The organism is Pseudomonas sp. MUP55, assembly GCF_034043515.1.
Lineage (GTDB): Bacteria > Pseudomonadota > Gammaproteobacteria > Pseudomonadales > Pseudomonadaceae > Aquipseudomonas.
On record NZ_CP138214.1, the window covers coordinates 3,689,191 to 3,707,554 of the forward strand.

Annotated in this window: 17 protein-coding genes and 1 pseudogene; 11 read left to right on the forward strand and 7 right to left on the reverse strand. The window is 61.9% G+C overall.

Translation table 11 applies throughout. From position 1 onward, the window contains the following. Positions 1–59 precede the first annotated feature (59 nt). A complete protein-coding gene (locus SC318_RS16515) occupies positions 60–680 on the reverse strand; it encodes a TetR/AcrR family transcriptional regulator (RefSeq protein WP_320427658.1) in 621 nt (206 codons plus the stop codon). Between the two features lie 116 nt (positions 681–796). Between SC318_RS16515 and copC the strand changes: the two genes are divergently transcribed. The 9 genes from copC to SC318_RS16560 all read left to right on the forward strand — a co-directional run bounded on the left by copC (position 797) and on the right by SC318_RS16560 (position 9,455). Further along, complete coding sequence (gene copC / locus SC318_RS16520) at positions 797–1,162, forward strand: copper homeostasis periplasmic binding protein CopC (protein WP_320427659.1); 366 nt, start codon at positions 797–799, stop codon at positions 1,160–1,162. 3 nt (positions 1,163–1,165) lie between these two features. After that, positions 1,166–2,023, forward strand: a complete 858-nt coding sequence (copD, locus tag SC318_RS16525; RefSeq protein WP_320427660.1) for a copper homeostasis membrane protein CopD — start codon at positions 1,166–1,168, stop codon at positions 2,021–2,023. 272 nt (positions 2,024–2,295) lie between these two features. After that, positions 2,296–3,558, forward strand: a complete 1,263-nt coding sequence (locus tag SC318_RS16530; RefSeq protein WP_320427661.1) for an OprD family porin — start codon at positions 2,296–2,298, stop codon at positions 3,556–3,558. Positions 3,559–3,782: 224 nt separating this feature from the next. Further along, positions 3,783–4,598 carry an NAD-dependent epimerase/dehydratase family protein gene (locus SC318_RS16535; protein WP_320427662.1) on the forward strand — a complete coding sequence of 272 codons (816 nt, stop codon included), beginning with the start codon at positions 3,783–3,785 and terminating at the stop codon, positions 4,596–4,598. Positions 4,599–4,629: 31 nt separating this feature from the next. Continuing rightward, positions 4,630–5,505: an SMP-30/gluconolactonase/LRE family protein gene (locus SC318_RS16540; protein ID WP_320427663.1), complete on the forward strand. Its 876-nt coding sequence runs from the start codon at positions 4,630–4,632 to the stop codon at positions 5,503–5,505. A gap of 51 nt (positions 5,506–5,556) precedes the next feature. Beyond that, positions 5,557–6,519, forward strand: a complete 963-nt coding sequence (locus tag SC318_RS16545; protein WP_124387243.1) for a TRAP transporter substrate-binding protein — start codon at positions 5,557–5,559, stop codon at positions 6,517–6,519. 75 nt (positions 6,520–6,594) lie between these two features. Further along, positions 6,595–7,122, forward strand: coding sequence for a TRAP transporter small permease (locus SC318_RS16550; RefSeq protein ID WP_320427664.1), 528 nt, complete (start codon positions 6,595–6,597; stop codon positions 7,120–7,122). Between the two features lies 1 nt (position 7,123). Then, positions 7,124–8,404 carry a TRAP transporter large permease gene (locus SC318_RS16555; RefSeq protein ID WP_124387245.1) on the forward strand — a complete coding sequence of 427 codons (1,281 nt, stop codon included), beginning with the start codon at positions 7,124–7,126 and terminating at the stop codon, positions 8,402–8,404. Between the two features lie 163 nt (positions 8,405–8,567). Next, on the forward strand, positions 8,568–9,455 hold the full coding sequence (locus SC318_RS16560; RefSeq protein WP_320427665.1) for an aldose 1-epimerase: 888 nt from the start codon (positions 8,568–8,570) through the stop codon (positions 9,453–9,455). Between the two features lie 149 nt (positions 9,456–9,604). Here the strand turns inward: SC318_RS16560 and SC318_RS16565 are convergent. The 5 genes and pseudogenes from SC318_RS16565 to SC318_RS16585 all read right to left on the reverse strand — a co-directional run bounded on the left by SC318_RS16565 (position 9,605) and on the right by SC318_RS16585 (position 14,958). Continuing rightward, a pseudogene (locus tag SC318_RS16565) lies at positions 9,605–10,755 on the reverse strand (HlyD family secretion protein). Then, positions 10,752–12,398 carry an MFS transporter gene (locus SC318_RS16570; protein WP_320427666.1) on the reverse strand — a complete coding sequence of 549 codons (1,647 nt, stop codon included), beginning with the start codon at positions 12,396–12,398 and terminating at the stop codon, positions 10,752–10,754. Before SC318_RS16570 ends, SC318_RS16565 begins: the two are co-directional and overlap by 4 nt. Positions 12,399–12,520: 122 nt before the next feature. Continuing rightward, positions 12,521–13,327 carry a sulfite exporter TauE/SafE family protein gene (locus tag SC318_RS16575; protein WP_320427667.1) on the reverse strand — a complete coding sequence of 269 codons (807 nt, stop codon included), beginning with the start codon at positions 13,325–13,327 and terminating at the stop codon, positions 12,521–12,523. After that, positions 13,328–14,572, reverse strand: a complete 1,245-nt coding sequence (locus SC318_RS16580; RefSeq protein ID WP_320427668.1) for an FAD/NAD(P)-binding oxidoreductase — start codon at positions 14,570–14,572, stop codon at positions 13,328–13,330. 50 nt (positions 14,573–14,622) lie between these two features. Next, positions 14,623–14,958 carry an ArsR/SmtB family transcription factor gene (locus SC318_RS16585; protein WP_005789341.1) on the reverse strand — a complete coding sequence of 112 codons (336 nt, stop codon included), beginning with the start codon at positions 14,956–14,958 and terminating at the stop codon, positions 14,623–14,625. Positions 14,959–15,052: 94 nt separating this feature from the next. Here SC318_RS16585 and SC318_RS16590 point away from each other — a divergent pair, with 94 nt between their 5' ends. Then, positions 15,053–15,916 (forward strand): MBL fold metallo-hydrolase, encoded by an 864-nt coding sequence (locus SC318_RS16590; RefSeq protein WP_320427669.1) that lies wholly within the window; start codon positions 15,053–15,055, stop codon positions 15,914–15,916. 528 nt (positions 15,917–16,444) lie between these two features. Here SC318_RS16590 and bkdR read toward each other — a convergent pair. After that, positions 16,445–16,933 (reverse strand): Bkd operon transcriptional regulator BkdR, encoded by a 489-nt coding sequence (gene bkdR, locus SC318_RS16595; protein ID WP_003174877.1) that lies wholly within the window; start codon positions 16,931–16,933, stop codon positions 16,445–16,447. A 194-nt stretch (positions 16,934–17,127) separates the two neighbouring features. Between bkdR and SC318_RS16600 the strand changes: the two genes are divergently transcribed. Next, complete coding sequence (locus tag SC318_RS16600; RefSeq protein WP_320427670.1) at positions 17,128–18,363, forward strand: 3-methyl-2-oxobutanoate dehydrogenase (2-methylpropanoyl-transferring) subunit alpha; 1,236 nt, start codon at positions 17,128–17,130, stop codon at positions 18,361–18,363. The last annotated feature ends 1 nt before the right edge of the window (position 18,364 follow it).

The following is an 18,364-nucleotide window of genomic DNA, read 5'->3' on the forward strand; positions in this document are numbered from 1 at the left end:
ACAAATCCAATGTGGGAGGGGGCTTGCCCCCGATAGGGCCAGCAGGCTCACCACACAGCTCAAGGCTCCAACCCAATCCCACGCAATATCACCCCAGTCACCGTCTGTATCGCCCGCTCGAACTGCATGTCCGACAACGGCTGGTGGTCATTCAAAATGTTCACCTGGTGATCGAAGTCGGCGTAGTGCTGGGTCGATGCCCAGATCATAAACAGCAGGCTCGACGGCTCCACCGGCAGGATGCGTTTGTCTTCCACCCAATGGCGAATTTTCGCTTCCTTCATCTTGGCCCAGTCGTACAGGCTTTCATCCAGCGCCTCACCCAGTGTGGGCGCGCCGTGGATGATTTCATTGGCCCAGACTTTCGAGCCATAGGGCCGCGTGCGCGAGCGCTGCATCTTGGCGCGAATGTAGCTGCTGAGGACCACCCGTGGGTCATCGAAGGTCTCGAAGCTCAGGGCGTCCTGTTTCCACAGTTCCAGCAGGTCGAACAGCACCGCGCTGTACAACTCGCTCTTGGTGGTGAAGTAGTAATGCAGATTCGAGCGCGGCAGTTGCGCCTCTTGGGCGATGTCGGCCATGGCGGTGCTGCCGTAGCCTTTTTCAGCGAAGACTTTCTCCGCCGCCAGCAGGATTTTCTCGACGTTGGCCCGTCGAATTCCGATCTTGTGATTGCCCATAAGGGCTCCCTGACAACAACACGAGCTAAAGACTACCATCGGCTCTAGATCGGGGCGACACGCCGAACCGAAACTTCGTACACTGCCGGCTTCTATCCTCTGATTGGTATTGAACAATGTTGATCAAGAAGTCCCTGACCACTGTCGCCCTGCTCGCCTCTCTGCTGGGCGCTTCTGCCGCGTTTGCCCATGCCCACCTTAAAAGCGCCACGCCGGCGGCCGACAGCAGCGTTGCCGCCCCGAGCGATCTGCGCCTGACGTTCAGCGAAGGCGTCGAAGCGACCTTCACCAAGGTGTCCCTGAGCAAGGACGGCACGGAAATCGCGATCAAGGGCCTGGAAACCCCGGACGCCGACAAGAAAACCCTGGTGGTCACCCCGGCCGCTCCGCTGGCGGCCGGTACTTATAAAGTCGAGTGGCATGCGGTGTCCGTCGACACCCACAAAAGCGAAGGCAGCTACAGCTTCAAGGTCGGCCAGTAATCCATGGTGACCCTGCTGGTGCTGTGCCGTTTTGTGCATTTCATCGTGGTGCTGTTGATGTTCGGGGCCAGTGTGTTCAGGCCCCTGTTGCTCGGCGCGGCCGCGCAACCGGCACTCGACCGGCAGCTGCTGCGAATTACCCGTGGGCTGGCATGGCTGGGACTGGGCTCCGGGGTCGCCTGGCTACTGTTGATCACCGCGAGCATGGCCGGCAGTTGGGACGCGGCGTTGCAGCCGGCCACTGTGGAGCTGGTGCTGGGCAAGACCTTCTTTGGGCAGGTGTGGGTGTGGCATTTGCTGCTCAGCCTGGCGCTGGTCATCGTACTGGTCAAACCCTGGGCCGCACTGCGCCTGCCGATCGTCGCGCTGCTGTTGGCGACGCTGGCACCGGTCGGGCATGGCGCCATGCTCGATGGGCTCAGCGGGCGACTGCTGATCCTCAACCAAGTGGTGCACTTGATGTGCGTCGGCGCATGGCTTGGGGGCTTGCTGTTGCTGGTGCTGATCCTCAGGCAACCCTCGCACTTTGCGCTGCAGCCGATCCTGCGGCGCTTCAGTGGCGTGGGCTATGGCTTGGTCGCCGGTCTGCTGGTGACCGGCTTGATCAACGTGCGCGTGCTCACCGGGCAACAGTGGCCTACGCCGCTGTTCGAAGGGTTCGCCTTGATTCTGCTGATCAAGGTGCTGCTGGTGCTGGGCATGTTGGTGCTGGCCTTGCTGAACCGATTGCGCCTGAAACAGTGCGAACAGCGTGTGGGCAGCTTGAAGGTCAGCGTGACGGTGGAATGGTTACTAGGTGTTGCAGCGGTGGCGGCGGTTTCCCTGCTGGGCACCCTGCCGCCGATGGTCATGGCCGGCTGACACCCCGCCGTTCTTATGTTGTCACCCATCAAATGTGGGAGGGGGCTTGCCCCCGATAAGGGTGTGTCTGTGAATACACTTCTCACTGAACCACCGCTATCGGGGGCAAGCCCCCTCCCACATTTGTCCGTGCCCGCTTTTTATTCGGGCTGAGCAAGTCATCCTATAACTTCTGCTTGACACACCTTTAAAACCCCGTAAATATCCCGCCCAATGTTGTACGACGACGTATGACAAATAATAAAAACAACAAAAGAAAAGGGAGCCTCACTGTGAGTCAATTCGCCCGCAATTCCTCCTACCGCCTCGGCCTCATCAGCCTCAGCAGCCTCGCGTTCACCCTGCCGCTCACGGCCCACGCCGATGGGTTTGTCGACGACGCCAAAGCCACGCTCAACCTGCGCAACGCCTACTTCAACCGCAACTTCACCAACCCCACCAATGCCCAGGGCAAGGCCGAAGAATGGACGCAGAACTTCATTCTGGACGCCCGGTCCGGCTACACCCGTGGCACGGTAGGGTTCGGCATTGACGTACTGGGCTTGTATTCGCAGAAGCTCGATGGCGGCAAAGGCACCGCGGGCACCCAGCTGCTGCCGGTGCATGATGACGGTCGCCCCGCCGACAACTTCGGACGCCTGGGCGTTGCGTTGAAAACCAAGCTGTCGAAGACGGAATTGAAGGTCGGCGAGTGGATGCCGGTGTTGCCGATCCTGCGCTCCGATGACGGCCGCTCCCTGCCCCAGACATTTCGTGGCGGCCAGGTGACGTCCAACGAGATTGCCGGCCTGACCCTCTACGGCGGCCAGTTCCGCGGCAACAGCCCGCGCAACGACGCGAGCATGGAAGACATGTTCATGAACGGCAAAGCCGCGTTCACCTCCGACCGGTTCAACTTCGGCGGTGGCGAATACACCTTCAACGACAAGCGCACCCAGGTCGGCCTGTGGTACGCCGAGCTCACCGATATCTACCAGCAGCAGTACCTCAACCTCACCCACAGCCAGCCGGTCGGCGACTGGACCCTGGGCGCCAACCTCGGTTTCTTCAATGGCAAGGAAGACGGCAGCGCGCTGGCCGGCGACCTCGATAACAAGACCGCCTTCGCCCTGCTGTCGGCCAAGTACAACGGCAACACCTTCTACGTGGGCCTGCAGAAACTCACCGGCGACAGCGTGTGGATGCGCATCAACGGCACCAGCGGCGGCACGCTGGCCAACGACAGCTACAACTCCAGCTACGACAATGCCAAGGAAAAATCCTGGCAGGTGCGCCACGACTTCAACTTCGTGGTGCTGGGCATTCCCGGGTTGACCATGATGAACCGCTACATCAGCGGCAGTAACGTGCACACCGGAGCAATCACCGATGGCAAGGAATGGGGCCGCGAGTCGGAACTGGCCTACACCGTGCAAAGCGGTGCGCTGAAGGACTTGAACGTGAAATGGCGCAACTCGACCATGCGTCGGGACTTCAGCAATAACGAATTCGACGAAAACCGGATCTTCATCAGCTATCCAATTTCGTTGCTTTAAAAGTTGCCGATCATCTAAAAAACACCGCAAAACAATGTGGGAGGGGGCTTGCCCCCGATGGCGGTGTATCAGCCACCGAATCTACTGCTGACACACTGCTATCGGGAGCAAGCCCCCTCCCACATTTGAATCTCACTCGGCTGTAAGAACGTTGACAACCTGGGGATCCCTAACAATACTTCGGCATAGTCATACGACAACCTACAACAAAAACTGGAATACCCATGACCACCACTACCCCCGCTCCCTTCAACCGCATCCTGCTCACCGGCGCCGCCGGTGGCCTGGGTAAAGTCCTGCGCGAACGCATGCGCCCCTACGCCCAGGTGCTGCGCCTGTCGGACATCGCCGACATGGCCCCCGCCGCTGCCCATGAAGAAGTGCAGACCTGCGATCTGTCCGACAAACAAGCCGTGCACCACCTGGTGGAAGGCGTCGATGCAATCCTGCATTTCGGTGGCGTGTCGGTGGAGCGCCCCTTTGAAGAAGTGCTTGGCGCGAACATCAGCGGCATTTTCCATATCTACGAAGCCGCGCGCCGTCATGGGGTCAAGCGCGTGATCTTCGCCAGCTCCAACCACGTGATCGGTTTCTACAAACAGGGCGAAAAACTCGACGCCCACTCGCCACGTCGTCCGGACAGCTACTACGGCCTGTCCAAGTCCTACGGCGAAGACATGGCGAGTTTCTACTTCGACCGCTACGGCATCGAGACCGTGAGCATCCGTATTGGCTCCTCGTTCCCGGAACCGCAGAACCGCCGGATGATGCACACCTGGCTGAGCTTCGACGACCTGACCCAGCTGCTCGAACGCGCGCTGTACACGCCGAACGTGGGTCACACCGTGGTCTACGGCGTGTCGGATAACCTGGACACCTGGTGGGACAACCGCTACGCCGCCCACCTGGGTTTTGCGCCCAAGGACAGCTCCGAAGTGTTCCGCGCCCAGGTTGAGACCCAGCCGCCGGTGGCGGACAACGACCCGGCAAAAATCTACCAGGGCGGCGCGTTCTGCGCGGCGGGACCCTTCGGTGACTGAGTTCACTGCAACCTAAAGGGAATGAGTGGCCATGAGTGCAGAATTGATTGTCGACGCCCGCAACGCCGTGGGCGAATGCCCGGTGTGGGTGCCCGAAGAAAACGCGCTGTACTGGGTGGACATCCCCAACGGTCGCTTGCAGCGCTGGGACTCGGCCACCGGCCTCGTCGCAACGTGGCAAGCCCCCGAGATGCTCGCCTGCATTGCGCGCACCGACACAGGCAATTGGGTGGCCGGCATGGAAACCGGCTTTTTCCACCTCACCCCCCACAGCGATGGCAGCCTCGATACCACGCTATTGGCCGGCGTCGAACATCCACGCGCCGACATGCGCTTCAACGACGGCCGCTGTGACCGCCAAGGCCGTTTCTGGGCCGGCAGCATGGTGCTGGACATGAGCCAGAATGCCACCGAAGGCAGCCTTTATCGCTTCGCGTCAGGCGCTGCGCCCCATGCCGAGCTGGGCGGGTTCATCACCCTCAACGGCCTGGCGTTCAGCCCCGATGGCCGCACGATGTACGCTTCGGATTCACACCCGCTGGTGCAGCAAATCTGGGCCTTCGACTACGACATCGACAGCGGCACGCCGTCCAACCGCCGTGTGTTCGTGGACATGCACAACTACCTCGGTCGGCCCGACGGCGCAGCCGTGGACGCCGACGGCTGCTACTGGATCTGCGCCAACGATGCCGGCCTGGTTCACCGCTTCACCCCGGACGGTCGCCTCGACCAGTCGCTGCCCGTTCCGGTGAAAAAACCCACCATGTGCGCCTTTGGCGGCAGCCGCCTGGACACCTTGTATGTCACTTCGATCCGTGACGACGGGAGTGAACACTCGCTGTCCGGCGGCGTGTTCGCCCTCAACCCCGGCGTCCAGGGACTGCCCGAACCCAGTTTCATCCTCTAGCTGTATCGCTGTGCCTTGAATACAACAATAACAAGACAGGAATGACCTCCCATGGACTTCAAACGCACCTTGCTCGCTGCAACACTTGTCGCCCTCAGCAGCGCCGCCCACGCGCTGGAAATCAAGTTCGCCGACATTCACCCCGCCGGCTACCCCACCGTCGTCGCCGAAGAAAACATGGGCAAGGCCCTGACCAAGGAAAGCAACGGCGAACTGACCTTCAAATACTTCCCAGGTGGCGTGCTGGGCTCGGAAAAGGAAGTGGTGGAACAGGCCCAGGTCGGCGCCGTGCAGATGACCCGCGTCAGCCTCGGCATCGTCGGCCCGGTGGTGCCGGACGTCAACGTGTTCAACCTGCCGTTCGTGTTCCGCGACCAGGCGCACATGCGCAAGGTCATCGACGGCGAGATTGGTGACGAGATCCTCGCCAAGATCACCGATTCCGAATTCGGGCTGGTTGCCCTGGCCTGGATGGACGGCGGCACGCGTAACCTCTACACCAAAAAACCGGTGCGCAAGATCGAAGACCTCAAGGGCATGAAAATTCGCGTGCAGGGTAACCCGCTGTTCATCGACGCCTTCAATGCAATGGGCGCCAACGGCATCGCCATGGACACCGGCGAGATCTTCAGTGCCCTGCAGACCGGCGTGATCGACGGCGCGGAAAACAACCCGCCGACGCTGCTCGAGCACAACCATTTCCAGAACGCCAAGTACTACACCCTCACCGAGCATTTGATCCTGCCCGAGCCCATCGTGATGTCGAAGATCACCTGGAACAAACTCACCCCCGCGCAGCAGGACATGGTCAGGAAAGCCGCCAAGGCCGCCCAGGCTGATGAACGCGTACTGTGGGACGCCAAGTCCGCCAGCAGCGAAGAGAAACTCAAGAAGGCCGGCGTCGAGTTCATCACCGTCGACAAAAAGCCCTTCTATGACGCCACCGCCCAGGTTCGCGCCAAGTACGGTGCGCCTTACGCCGACATCATCAAGCGTATCGACGCCGTTCAATAACGCCCTCCTCCCTGACAAGGCCCGGCGCAGCTCCGCTGCTTTTGCAGCGAGCCGCGCCCGGTTACGGTGAACGCCATGAAGAATCTGGTGCTGCGCATCAATGACCGCATTTACATGACCTGTATCTGGGTCGCCGGCCTCTCGGTACTCGGGGTCGCACTGATCATTCCCTGGGGCATTTTTGCCCGCTACATCCTCGGCACCGGCTCAAGCTGGCCGGAGCCCACCGCCATCCTGCTGATGCTGGTCTTCACCTTCATCGGCGCCGCCGCCAGCTACCGCGCGGGTGCGCATATGTCGGTAGCGATGATCACCGACCGCTTGCCCCCCGCCCAACGCCGCATTGCCGGCATTGTTTCCCAACTGCTGATGGGCACCATCTGTCTGTTCATGACGATCTGGGGCGCCAAGCTGTGCTTGTCCACCTGGAACCAGTTCATGAGCGCCATCCCTACGCTGCGGGTGGGCATCACCTACATGCCGATCCCGATTGGCGGCGTGCTGACCTTGGTATTCGTGGTGGAAAAACTGCTGCTGGGCGACCAGAGCAACCGGCGCGTGGTGCGCTTCGATCTGGTTGAAGAAAGCGAAGGGGCCGTCTGAGATGGACGCATTGATTCTGTTGGGCAGTTTTATCGCCTTGATCCTGATCGGCATGCCGGTGGCCTACGCCCTGGGCTTGTCGGCGCTGATCGGTGCGTGGTGGATCGACATTCCGTTCCAGGCCCTGATGATCCAGGTGGCGGGTGGGGTGAACAAGTTTTCGCTGATGGCGATTCCGTTCTTCGTGCTGGCGGGCGCGATCATGGCCGAGGGTGGCATGTCGCGGCGCCTGGTGGCGTTTGCGGGGGTGCTGGTGGGCTTTGTGCGCGGTGGGCTGTCGCTGGTCAACATCATGGCGTCGACGTTTTTCGGCGCAATCTCCGGCTCGTCGGTGGCCGATACCGCGTCGGTCGGTTCGGTGCTGATTCCGGAGATGGAGCGCCGCGGCTATCCACGCGAGTTCGCCACGGCGGTGACGGTCAGTGGCTCGGTGCAGGCGCTGCTGACGCCACCCAGTCATAACTCGGTGCTCTACTCCCTGGCGGCAGGCGGCACGGTATCGATCGCCTCGCTGTTCATGGCCGGCGTGGTGCCGGGCCTGTTGATGAGCGCGTGCCTGATGGTGCTGTGCCTGATCTTCGCGAAAAAGCGCGACTACCCCAAGGGTGAGGTCATTCCCTTGAAGCAGGCGCTGAAGATCGCCGCCGACGCGCTCTGGGGCCTGATGGCCATGGTGATCATCCTCGGCGGCATTCTGTCGGGCATCTTCACCGCCACCGAGTCGGCCGCCATTGCGGTGCTGTGGGCGTTCTTCGTGACCATGTTCATCTACCGCGACTACAAATGGCGCGAGCTGCCCAAGCTGATGCACCGCACGGTGCGCACCATTTCCATCGTGATGATCCTGATCGCCTTCGCGGCCAGCTTTGGCTACATCATGACCCTGATGCAGATCCCGGCGAAGATCACCACGCTGTTCCTGACCCTGTCGGACAACCGCTACGTGATCCTGATGTGCATCAACGTGATGCTGCTGTTGCTCGGCACGGTGATGGACATGGCGCCGCTGATCCTGATCCTCACGCCGATCCTGATGCCGGTGATCCTCGGCATCGGCGTCGACCCGGTGCACTTTGGCATGATCATGCTGGTGAACCTGGGCATCGGCCTGATCACCCCGCCGGTGGGCGCGGTACTGTTCGTGGGCGCGGCAGTGGGCAAGGTCAGCATCGAGAAAACCGTGAAGGCGCTGCTGCCGTTTTATGCGGTGCTGTTCCTGGTGCTTATCGCAGTGACCTACATTCCAGCCTTGTCGCTGTGGTTGCCGAGCGTAGTGCTGTAAATCCAATTTCAAGAACAAAGGCGCTTGAATGTGGGAGGGGGCTTGCCCCCGATAGCAGTAGGTCAGTCTGAGCATCTTTGACTGAAACACCGCAATCGGGGGCAAGCCCCCTCCCACATTTCGGGCAGCGCTGTTTTTACTATTTCCATACGGCAGGTCGATCGTGTCTTTGAACGTCGTTGAGCTTACGGATCAACTCACCCATCTGGTACTCGCCCCCGCCATCGGCGCCAGCCTCGTCAACTGGACGGTGCGCGCCACCGGGCAGCCGTTGCTGCGCCATAGCGACGAACACGCCATCAACACCGGCCTGCCGGGCAAATTGGGCTGTTATCCATTGGCGCCCTGGTCCAACCGGATTGCCGAAGGCGGGTTCGACACGCCCAGTGGCTGGCTCGCACTGGCCCCCAACAGCCTCACCGACCCGCTGCCGATTCACGGCTCGGCCTGGCAACAGGCATGGCAGGTGCTCAGCCACACGGCGGATGAGGTGCTGCTGGAAATGACGTGCGACACGCCGTTCGCCTATCGCGCCGAGCAACGTATCCGCTTGAGCGGTGGGGTTTTGAGGATCGAACTGCGGGTCACGCATCTGGCTGAAACAGCCGCATGGCATGGTGTGGGCCTGCACCCGTACTTTCCGCGCCGGCCGGGTACACGGTTGCAGGCCAAGGCTGCGCAGGTGTGGTTAAGTGATACGTCCAAGCTGCCGACCGGATTGGCGTCGGTGCCGCGGGACTGGGATTTCAGGCGCCCCCAAACGCTGCCGCAAGGCCTGGTGGACAATGGTTTCTGCGAATGGGACGGGTATTGCCTGATCGAACAACCAGAGCTGGGTTACACCCTCGAATGCCAGGCCACCGGCGCCGATTACTTCCTGCTGTACTGCCCTCCAGGGTTGGAGTTTTTCTGCATCGAACCGGTCAGCCATCCGGTGAATGCCCATCACCTGCCAGGCAGGCCGGGCTTGAAGTTGCTGGAACAGAACCAGTCGATTTGCCTCGATTTCACCCTGAAATACAGTCCAACTGTGGGAGGGGGCTTGCCCTAAGACTTATGTAGGAGCGAGCTTGCTCGCGAAAAACGACCAGACAACGCGTTCATTCTGAATATGCGCGGGGGCCTGAATTCCTCGCGAGCAAGCTCGCTCCTACATAAAGCCTCAAGCCAAGCCCCTTCCACACTCAGCTCTACGGCGTGTCAGGGCGGACTGTTCTTCAGCCGCCCCGCCGTGTCGATACTCACCACCACCGACAACCCCGGCCGCAACCGCTCGCTCTCGGCCTGATCCGGGTCCACCGTGATCCGCACCGGCACGCGCTGGGCGATCTTGACGAAGTTGCCGGTGGCGTTGTCGGCCTGCAACAGGCTGAACTCCGATCCGGTCGCCGGGGAGATATGCTGCACGGTGCCGTGAAACTTGCGGTGGTTCAACGCATCCACGGTGAAGGTCACCGGCTGGCCGACCTGCACATTGTCCATCTGGGTTTCCTTCATGTTCGCAATCACCCACAACTGCTTGGGCACCAGCGCCATCAACTGCGCACCGGAGTTGACGTAGGCCCCCAGGCGCACGCCAATCTGCCCCAGCTGACCATCGCGGGGCGCGGTGATGCGCGTGTTGGACAGGTCGATCCGCGCCAACTCCACCGCCGCCTCCGCGCTGGCCACCGCCGCTTCCAGCGAGCCGCGATTGACGATCACCGTTTGCAGGTCCTGCCCGGCGATTTCCAGGCTGGCCTGGGCCTGGGCCACGGCGGCGATGGTCTGCGCGTTGGCGGCACGGGTCACGTCCAGTTCACGCTTGGACACCGAACCGTCGCTGATCAATTCTTCATTGCGGCGCAGGTCAGCCGTGCTTTTGCGGGCCTGCGCCTGGCTGTCCACCAGCGCGGCCTGGCGCAACTTGATGGTCGCCTCGGCGCTGTTGCGTTGCTGTACCCATTGGCCAGCGACGCCTTCTGCACCGCCAGCTGCGCCAGGGCCTGGTCCAGGCGCTGCTTGTAGATGCGGTCATCGAGGCGCACCAGCAGGTCGCCCGCCTTCACATACTGAAAATCCTGCACCGGCACTTCGAACACATAGCCGCTGAGCTGCGGGCCGATGATCGTCACCTGCCCACGCACCAAGGCATTCTCGGTGGTTTCCACCGCGCTGCTGAACGGTGGCAACTGCCACGCATACAGCACGATCAGCACGCCGACGATGGCAATCGCGGCAAAGCCCAGGGACGAGAGGATACGCACCCGCAACGAGCGCGGTTCGGTCACTGTAGCGCCCGGCGGCGTGGAACCCTCAGGCGTGGAGGCGATGGCGTTGGTGGTTGTGGTGGTGGACGTGGGTTCGGTCATGAAGAGGCGCCGACAGGTTGAACGGGAGGGGTTGCTGCTTTGGTGGTGCTCATCAGCCACAGACTGCGGACAAAAATCCAGATCATGGTCAGGATCGCGATGATCGCGATCAGCATGAACACATCGTTGTAAGCCATCACGTTGGCTTCACGGGTGGCCGCCGTGGCCAGGCTGCGGATTCCCATGAGGTTGCGCAATTGCGGGTCGGCAACGACACCGCCATAGGCCGAACCGCCGCTCTGCACCCGCGCCGCAACAAGGGGGTCCAGCAGGGTCAGGTGCTCGGTGATCATGCTGGAGTGATACTTCTCGCGCACGATCTGGAAGGTACCGAGCAGCGCTGCGCCGATCAGGCCGCCGAGGTTCTGGCAAATCCCGAACATCACCGAAAAACTCACCAGGTTGCGCGGGTTGGTCAACACGTTCTTGGTGCCCAGCACCATGGTCGGCCCGAGAAAGAAGGTACCGCCGAAGCCTAGCAGGAACTGGCTGATATACAGGTTCTGCGGCCGCGTGAGGTTACTGGAAAAACTGTCCATCACCGACCCGGTCGCCATCAGCGCCAGGGAGATCACCAGCGGCATCAGCAAGTGCGCCGGGTTGATCGTCAAGGCGCTGACCACCAGCCCTGCAATCGCACCGGCCAGCATCACCACGTACAGCGTGTGCATCTGCTGGTAGCTCATGTTCAGCATCTGCATGAATCCCACCGCGCCCGTGGACTGTTCCGACAGCACCATGCGAATCAGGATCACCGCCAGTGCCAGGCGAATCATGGTGCCGCTGCCCAGCCAGCGGGTCATCAGCATCGGGTTGGCGCGGTTATGCTCGATGGCCAGGCCAGCCATGATCAGCACCAGCGAACAGGCCGAGGCGATGCCGATCCAGGGCGCCTCCAGCCACCAGTCGATGCGGCCCAGGGACAACACCGCGCAGAGCAAGGCAACGCCGGTGGCGAGGATTGCGAAGGTCAGGAAGTCGAGTTTTTCAAAAGTCTTGAAACGGTCGCCGGGCGGCAATTTGAGCAGGAACACGCAGCCCAGGCAGATCAACGCCAGGCCCAGCTCGAACAAATACAAGCCACGCCATTCGGCAATCTGCAGCAAGTCCTCGGAAAACAGCCGCGCCAGGGGCAACGCCAGCTGCGCCGTACCCAGCCCCAGCACCAGGGCTTTGAGGCGCCATTTGGCCGGGAACGCCTGGATCATGTAGTACAAGCCCAACGAACTCAGCGCCGCGCCCACCATGCCGTGGGCCGCGCGCACCGCGATGGCCGAGTTGAGATCGTTGACGAACAAATGGCCGAAGGTCACCAGCGCATACAGCACCAGGAACACTTCGGTAAACGCGCGCAAGCCGAACTGCTGGCGAAACTTCACCAGCAGCAGGTTCATGCACACGTTGGTCATGACATAGGCGGCGGGCAGCCAGGCCATTTCCGCCGTGGTCGCGCCCAAGGCGCCTTGCAGGTATTGCAGGTTGGCGATCACCAGCGCGTTGCCCAGCCCGCCGGTGATCGCCACCAATACGCCGACCAGCGCATACAGCCAGCGTTTGTGGGTGGGGTGCAACGGCGTCGACGGCGAGCCCGGCAGGCTCGGCCGCTCGTGGGGTTGCCAGGTGTGCGGGGTGTATTTATCCATTCGATGACCTTGATGAGCCGACGCGCAAGGCCGGTGAAGCCATTAACTCAGAGAACAGTAAACCTGAGCAGGGTTCATTTTGTCATCCTGGACACACAAATGATGCCTTCAGCCGCCTGCGGCTAAAGCGCGGCCTTTAAGAGCATGCCGACGGCAACTACCCCACACAGGCTGGCGAAGCCCACCTGCAACGCCCGCGCCGGAATCACCGAGCACAAGCGACGCCCGGCCAACATGCCGACAATGCTCGCACCGATAAATACCCCGCCCACCGGCTCGATGCTCACGCCGGCATGAAACGCCCCCACCACGCCGATCAACGAGAGCAGGCTGACGACCATCAACGAGGTCGCGACGATCCCGCGCATCTGCACATCGGTGAGCTGCTTGAACGCCGGCACGATCAGAAAGCCACCGCCCACACCGAGCAGGCCCGAAACCGCACCGGTGACCGCACCCAACGCCGCCAGGGTCGCCGTGCATTTGGCCGTCCAGGCCAGGCGCCCGGTCTGCTGGTTGAGCATGCAATTCTTCTGGGCCCAGGAGGCGGCGCCATGGTCACTTGGCCCGGCCTGGATTTTTTCACGCCGCAGCATGCGCCAGGCCACCAGCACCATCAATGCGCTGAACAGGCCCATCAGCACCGGCTCCGACAGTTGATGGGCGATGAACACCCCCAGCGGCGAAAACAGCGCGCCCAGCAACGCGATCAATAACGCCGCGCGGTAACGCACCAGGCCGTGGCGCAGGCCGTCAATCGCGCCCACCGCCGCCGCCGCGCCCACCGCGAGCAATGACACCGGCGCGGCCTGGGTCATCGTCAGCCCCAGTCCCAACACCAATGCCGGCACCCCAAGGATGCCGCCGCCCGCGCCGGTCAGGCCCATGACCAGGCCCATCAATACCCCCAACACACTCGCCAGCAGCATTCAGTCCACCTTGCTCAGGCGGGTCAGCCACTCGCGCCCCTTGAGCATGCCGTTCCAGTAGAACCACGGCAGCAGCGTGGCCTTGAGGAACCACATCGAGCGGCGCGCCCGGGTCGGGTCGAGGGGAAAGGTCGGCAACAGCTTGCCGCCGTAACCGAACTCGGCCAGCACCACCTTGCCCTTCTCCACCGTCAACGGGCAGGAGCCATAGCCGTCGTACTTGAGCGGCAGCGGCGCCTGCTTGCGCAGGGCCAGCAGGTTCTCGGCAACCACCACGATCTGCTTGCGCACCGCCGCGGCGGTCTTGGCGTTACTGGTGCCGCACACATCGCCAAGGCCGAAGATGTGCGGGTAACGCAGGTGCTGCAGGCTGTGGGGGTTCACTTCGCACCAGCCACCGGCATCGGCCAGCGGGCTTTGGCGGATAAAGTCCGGCGCGACCTGTGGCGGCACGACGTGGAGCATGTCGAAGGTTTTCTCCTGGACCGTCACGTTGCCGTCGGCGTCCTTGACTTCGAACCAGGCGGTGCGCGCCGGGCCATCGACTTTTACCAGGTTGGCATTGAAGGCCAGGCGTGCGTTGTATTTCTCGACGTATTTCATCAAGGGCGGCACGAAGGTCGGCACACCGAACAGCGCGGGACCGGCCAGGTTGAACTCAACGTCGATGTTGTTCAGCGTGCCCTGCTTGAGCCAGTGATCGCAGGACAAATACATGGCCTTCTGCGGCGCGCCGGCGCATTTGATCGGCATGGCCGGCTGGGTGAACAGCGCCTTGCCGCCCTTGAGTTGCTGCACCAGTTGCCAGGTGTAGGCGGCATGCGGGTAGCTGTAGTTGGAAGTGACACCGTGGCGGCCGAGGGTTTCTGGCAGGCCCTCGATCTTTTCCCAGGCCAGGCGCAGGCCGGGGCAGACGATCAAGTGGTTCCAGCTGACGCGCTGGTCGTTGTCGAGCACCAGTTGCTGCTCGTCGGGCAGCACTTGGCTGACGGCGGCCTGGATCCAGGTGACGCCGTTGGGCAGTACATCGGCCAACGGGCGCCGAGTCTTCTGCAGGTCATAGGCGCCGCCGCCGACCAAGGTCCAGGCGGGTTGGTAACAATGAAAATCGTTGGGTTCGATCAGGATGATGTTCAGCTGCGGGTCGCGCTTGAGCAGGCTGGCCAGCAGGCCGATGCCTGCCGAGCCGCCGCCGATGACTACGATATCGCCACTGATGGTGGGTCCCCAGTGTTGTTCGGTCATGGTCTACTGCCTTTTTTGTCAATGCACACAAGGGTCGCTGCCGGAAGGCGTCACGCCCAGCTTTTTATGACCGCGCCGCAGTACAGGCCGGACAGGGTCTTCATCACTTGAATCACTTCGTGGCTAGCCAATCCGTAGAAAATGTATTTGCCTTCCCGACGGGTGGCGACCAACCCTTCGTCCCGCAGGATGCCCAACTGTTGCGACAGCGTGGGCTGGCGTACGCCGGTCAGGGCTTCCAGCTCGCCGACGTTGCGCTCGCCCTGGGTCAACTGGCACAGGATCAGCAGGCGGTCTTCATTGGCCAGCGCCTTGAGCAAGGAACAGGCCTTGGACGCCGATGCACGCAACTGGGCGACTTCGCCCTCACTCAACGTAGATTCCATTTGCCTCGGCTCCTCTGTCTCACTTAAGCTCAAAACATTATGTGTAAACGTAAACTGATTGTAACCACTTTTTTCTTCACCGGGGACAGCCGCCATGCCAGCGTTGATTCAAGCCTTTCTGGACGAGGCATCGTCGACCTATACCTACGTCGTCTATGAAGCGGATGGCGGTCCCTGTGCCATCGTCGACTCGGTGCTCAACTACGACCCGGCTTCCGGGCGCACCGGCACCGCCCAGGCCGACAAGGTGATTGCCTTCGTTCGCGAGCATGGCCTTGAGGTGCAGTGGCTGTTGGAAACCCATGCCCACGCCGACCACCTGTCTGCCGCGCCTTACCTGCGACGCACGCTGGGCGGCAAGATTGCGATTGGCGAGTCCATCAGCAAGGTGCAGCACGTCTTCAAGCACCTGTTCAACCTGGAGCCGGAGTTTCGCGTCGATGGCTCCCAGTTCGACCACCTGTTTGCGCCGAATGAAATCTTTCATATCGGCGGCTTGCAGGCCCAGGCGCTGCATGTACCCGGGCACACACCGGCGGATATGGCCTACCTGATCGATGGCCGCCTGATCCTGGTGGGCGACACCCTGTTCATGCCCGACGTGGGCACCGCGCGCTGCGACTTCCCCGGCGGCGATGCGCGCCAGTTGTATGCGTCGATGCGCAAGTTGCTGGCGTTCCCGGCCGAAACCCAACTGTATGTATGTCATGACTACCCGCCCGAAGGCCGCGAGGCCAGATGCCTGACCACCGTGGCGGCGCAGCGTGCGGGCAATATCCATGTGCATGACGGCGTGGATGAAGCGACGTTCGTGGCGATGCGCACCCAACGCGATGCCGGGCTGGGAATGCCGACGCTGTTGTTGCCGGCGATCCAGGTGAACGTACGGGCGGGGAACATGCCGCCGGCGGAAGAGAACGGAGTGACCTACCTCAAGATCCCCCTCAACCAACTTTGAAACAGGGTTAAAAATGTGGGAGGGGGCTTGCTCCCGATGGCGGTGTGACAGCCAAGTTATCTGTAGCTGACCCTGGGGATCGTTCCCATGCTCTGCGTGGGAATGCCTTCCGGGACGCTCCGCGTCCCGTTAACCGCAGTGGATTTCGGCTACCGCGCACAGGTGACGCGGAGCGTCACGGGCTGCGTTACCACGCGGGAGCGTGGGAACGATCTCGGAATTATGTGTAGCTGATTCACCGCTATCGGGGGCAAGCCCCCTCCCACATTTTGGTCTGTGGAGTGTCAGCAACCGAGGCTGATGCCGTAGGCCGGCACTGGGGATCGTTCCCATGCTCTGCGTGGGAATGCCTTCCGGGACGCTCCGCGTCCCGTTAACCGCAGTAGGTTTCGGCTACCAGGCACAGGTGACGCGGAGCGTCACGGGCTGCATTACCACGCGGGAGCGTGGGAACGATCTCGGAATTATGTGTAGCTGATTCACCGCTATCGGGGGCAAGCCCCCTCCCACATTTTGGTCTGTGGGGTGTCAGGAACCGAGGCTGATGCCGTTGGCCGGCAGTGGCAGCGCGGTTTTGTAGCGCACCTGCTTGAGCGCAAAGCTGGAGCGGATATTCGCCACCCCCGGCACCTTGGTCAGGAAATCCATCATGAAGCGCTCCAGTGACTGGATCGTCGGCACCAGCACCCGAATCAGGTAGTCCGGGTCGCCGGCCATCAGGTAGCACTCCATCACCTCGGGGCGATCCGAGATCGCCCCTTCGAACTGCTGCAACGCCAGTTCATTCTGCTTTTCCAGGCTCACATGGATGAACACATTGACATGCAGCCCCAGCAGGTCGGCGTCCAGCAGCGTGACCTGCTCGCGAATCAGGCCCAACTCCTCCATCGCCTTCACCCGGTTGAAGCACGGCGTGGGCGACAGGTTGACCGAGCGGGCCAGGTCGGCGTTGGTGATGCGGGCGTTCTCCTGCAGGGCGTTGAGAATGCCGATATCGGTACGGTCCAGTTTGCGCATGAGACAAAATCACCTGTTTATTATGTTTATGCAGATTTTTTATCCGCAAATGATCCCAGGCGCAATGAAACACAGATAAATATTCTTCTACGCCACGCCTATGATTGTTGTAGGACAAGATTTCTTCTACCCGAAGACTGACTGTCAGCTAGCGCGCCCACTACAAGAAATTCACAAGATCGAGCGTAGAAGCCATGACCCAGCCGTATGAACCACTGCGCCTGCACGTCCCTGAACCCTCGGGCCGTCCAGGCTGCAAGACCGACTTCACCTACCTGCGCCTGACCGACGCCGGCCTGGTGCGCAAACCCGCCATCGACGTAGAGCCTTCCGACACCGCCGACCTGGCCAAGGGCCTGATCCGCGTGCTCGATGACCAGGGCCAGGCCCTGGGCCCGTGGGCCGAAGGCGTCTCGAGCGAGATCATGCGCCGCGGCATGCGCGCGATGCTCAAGACGCGCATCTTCGACAACCGCATGGTGGTCGCCCAGCGTCAGAAAAAAATGTCGTTCTACATGCAAAGCCTTGGCGAAGAAGCCATCGGCAGCGCCCAGGCCCTGGCCTTGAACATTGACGACATGTGCTTCCCCACCTACCGCCAGCAAAGCATCCTGATGGCCCGCGAGGTGCCGCTGGTGGACCTGATCTGCCAACTGCTGTCCAACGAGCGCGACCCGCTCAAGGGTCGCCAGCTGCCAATCATGTACTCGGTCAAGGACGCCGGTTTCTTCACCATTTCCGGCAACCTCGCCACCCAGTTCGTACAGGGCGTGGGCTGGGGCATGGCCTCGGCGATCAAGGGCGATACCAAGATCGCTTCGGCCTGGATCGGCGACGGCGCCACGGCTGAATCCGACTTCCACACCGCCCTCACCTTCGCGCACGTCTACCGCGCCCCGGTGATCCTCAACGTGGTGAACAACCAGTGGGCCATCTCGACCTTTCAAGCTATCGCCGGTGGTGAAGCCACCACCTTCGCCGGACGCGGCGTGGGCTGTGGCATCGCCTCGCTGCGGGTCGATGGCAACGATTTCATCGCGGTGTACGCCGCCTCCGCCTGGGCCGCCGAACGCGCCCGGCGTAACCTGGGGCCGACGCTGATCGAGTGGGTGACTTACCGCGCCGGCCCGCACTCGACCTCCGACGACCCGTCCAAGTACCGCCCCGCCGATGACTGGAGCCACTTCCCGCTGGGTGACCCGATTGCCCGTCTCAAGCAGCACCTGATCAGGATTGGCCAGTGGTCCGAAGAGGAACACGCGGCGGTCAGCGCCGAACTTGAAGCCGAAGTCATCGCGGCACAGAAACAGGCCGAACAGTACGGCACCCTCGCCGGCGGCCAGATTCCAAGCGCCGCGACCATGTTCGAAGACGTCTACAAAGAGATGCCGGAGCACTTGAAGCGCCAGCGTCAAGAGCTGGGGGTCTGAC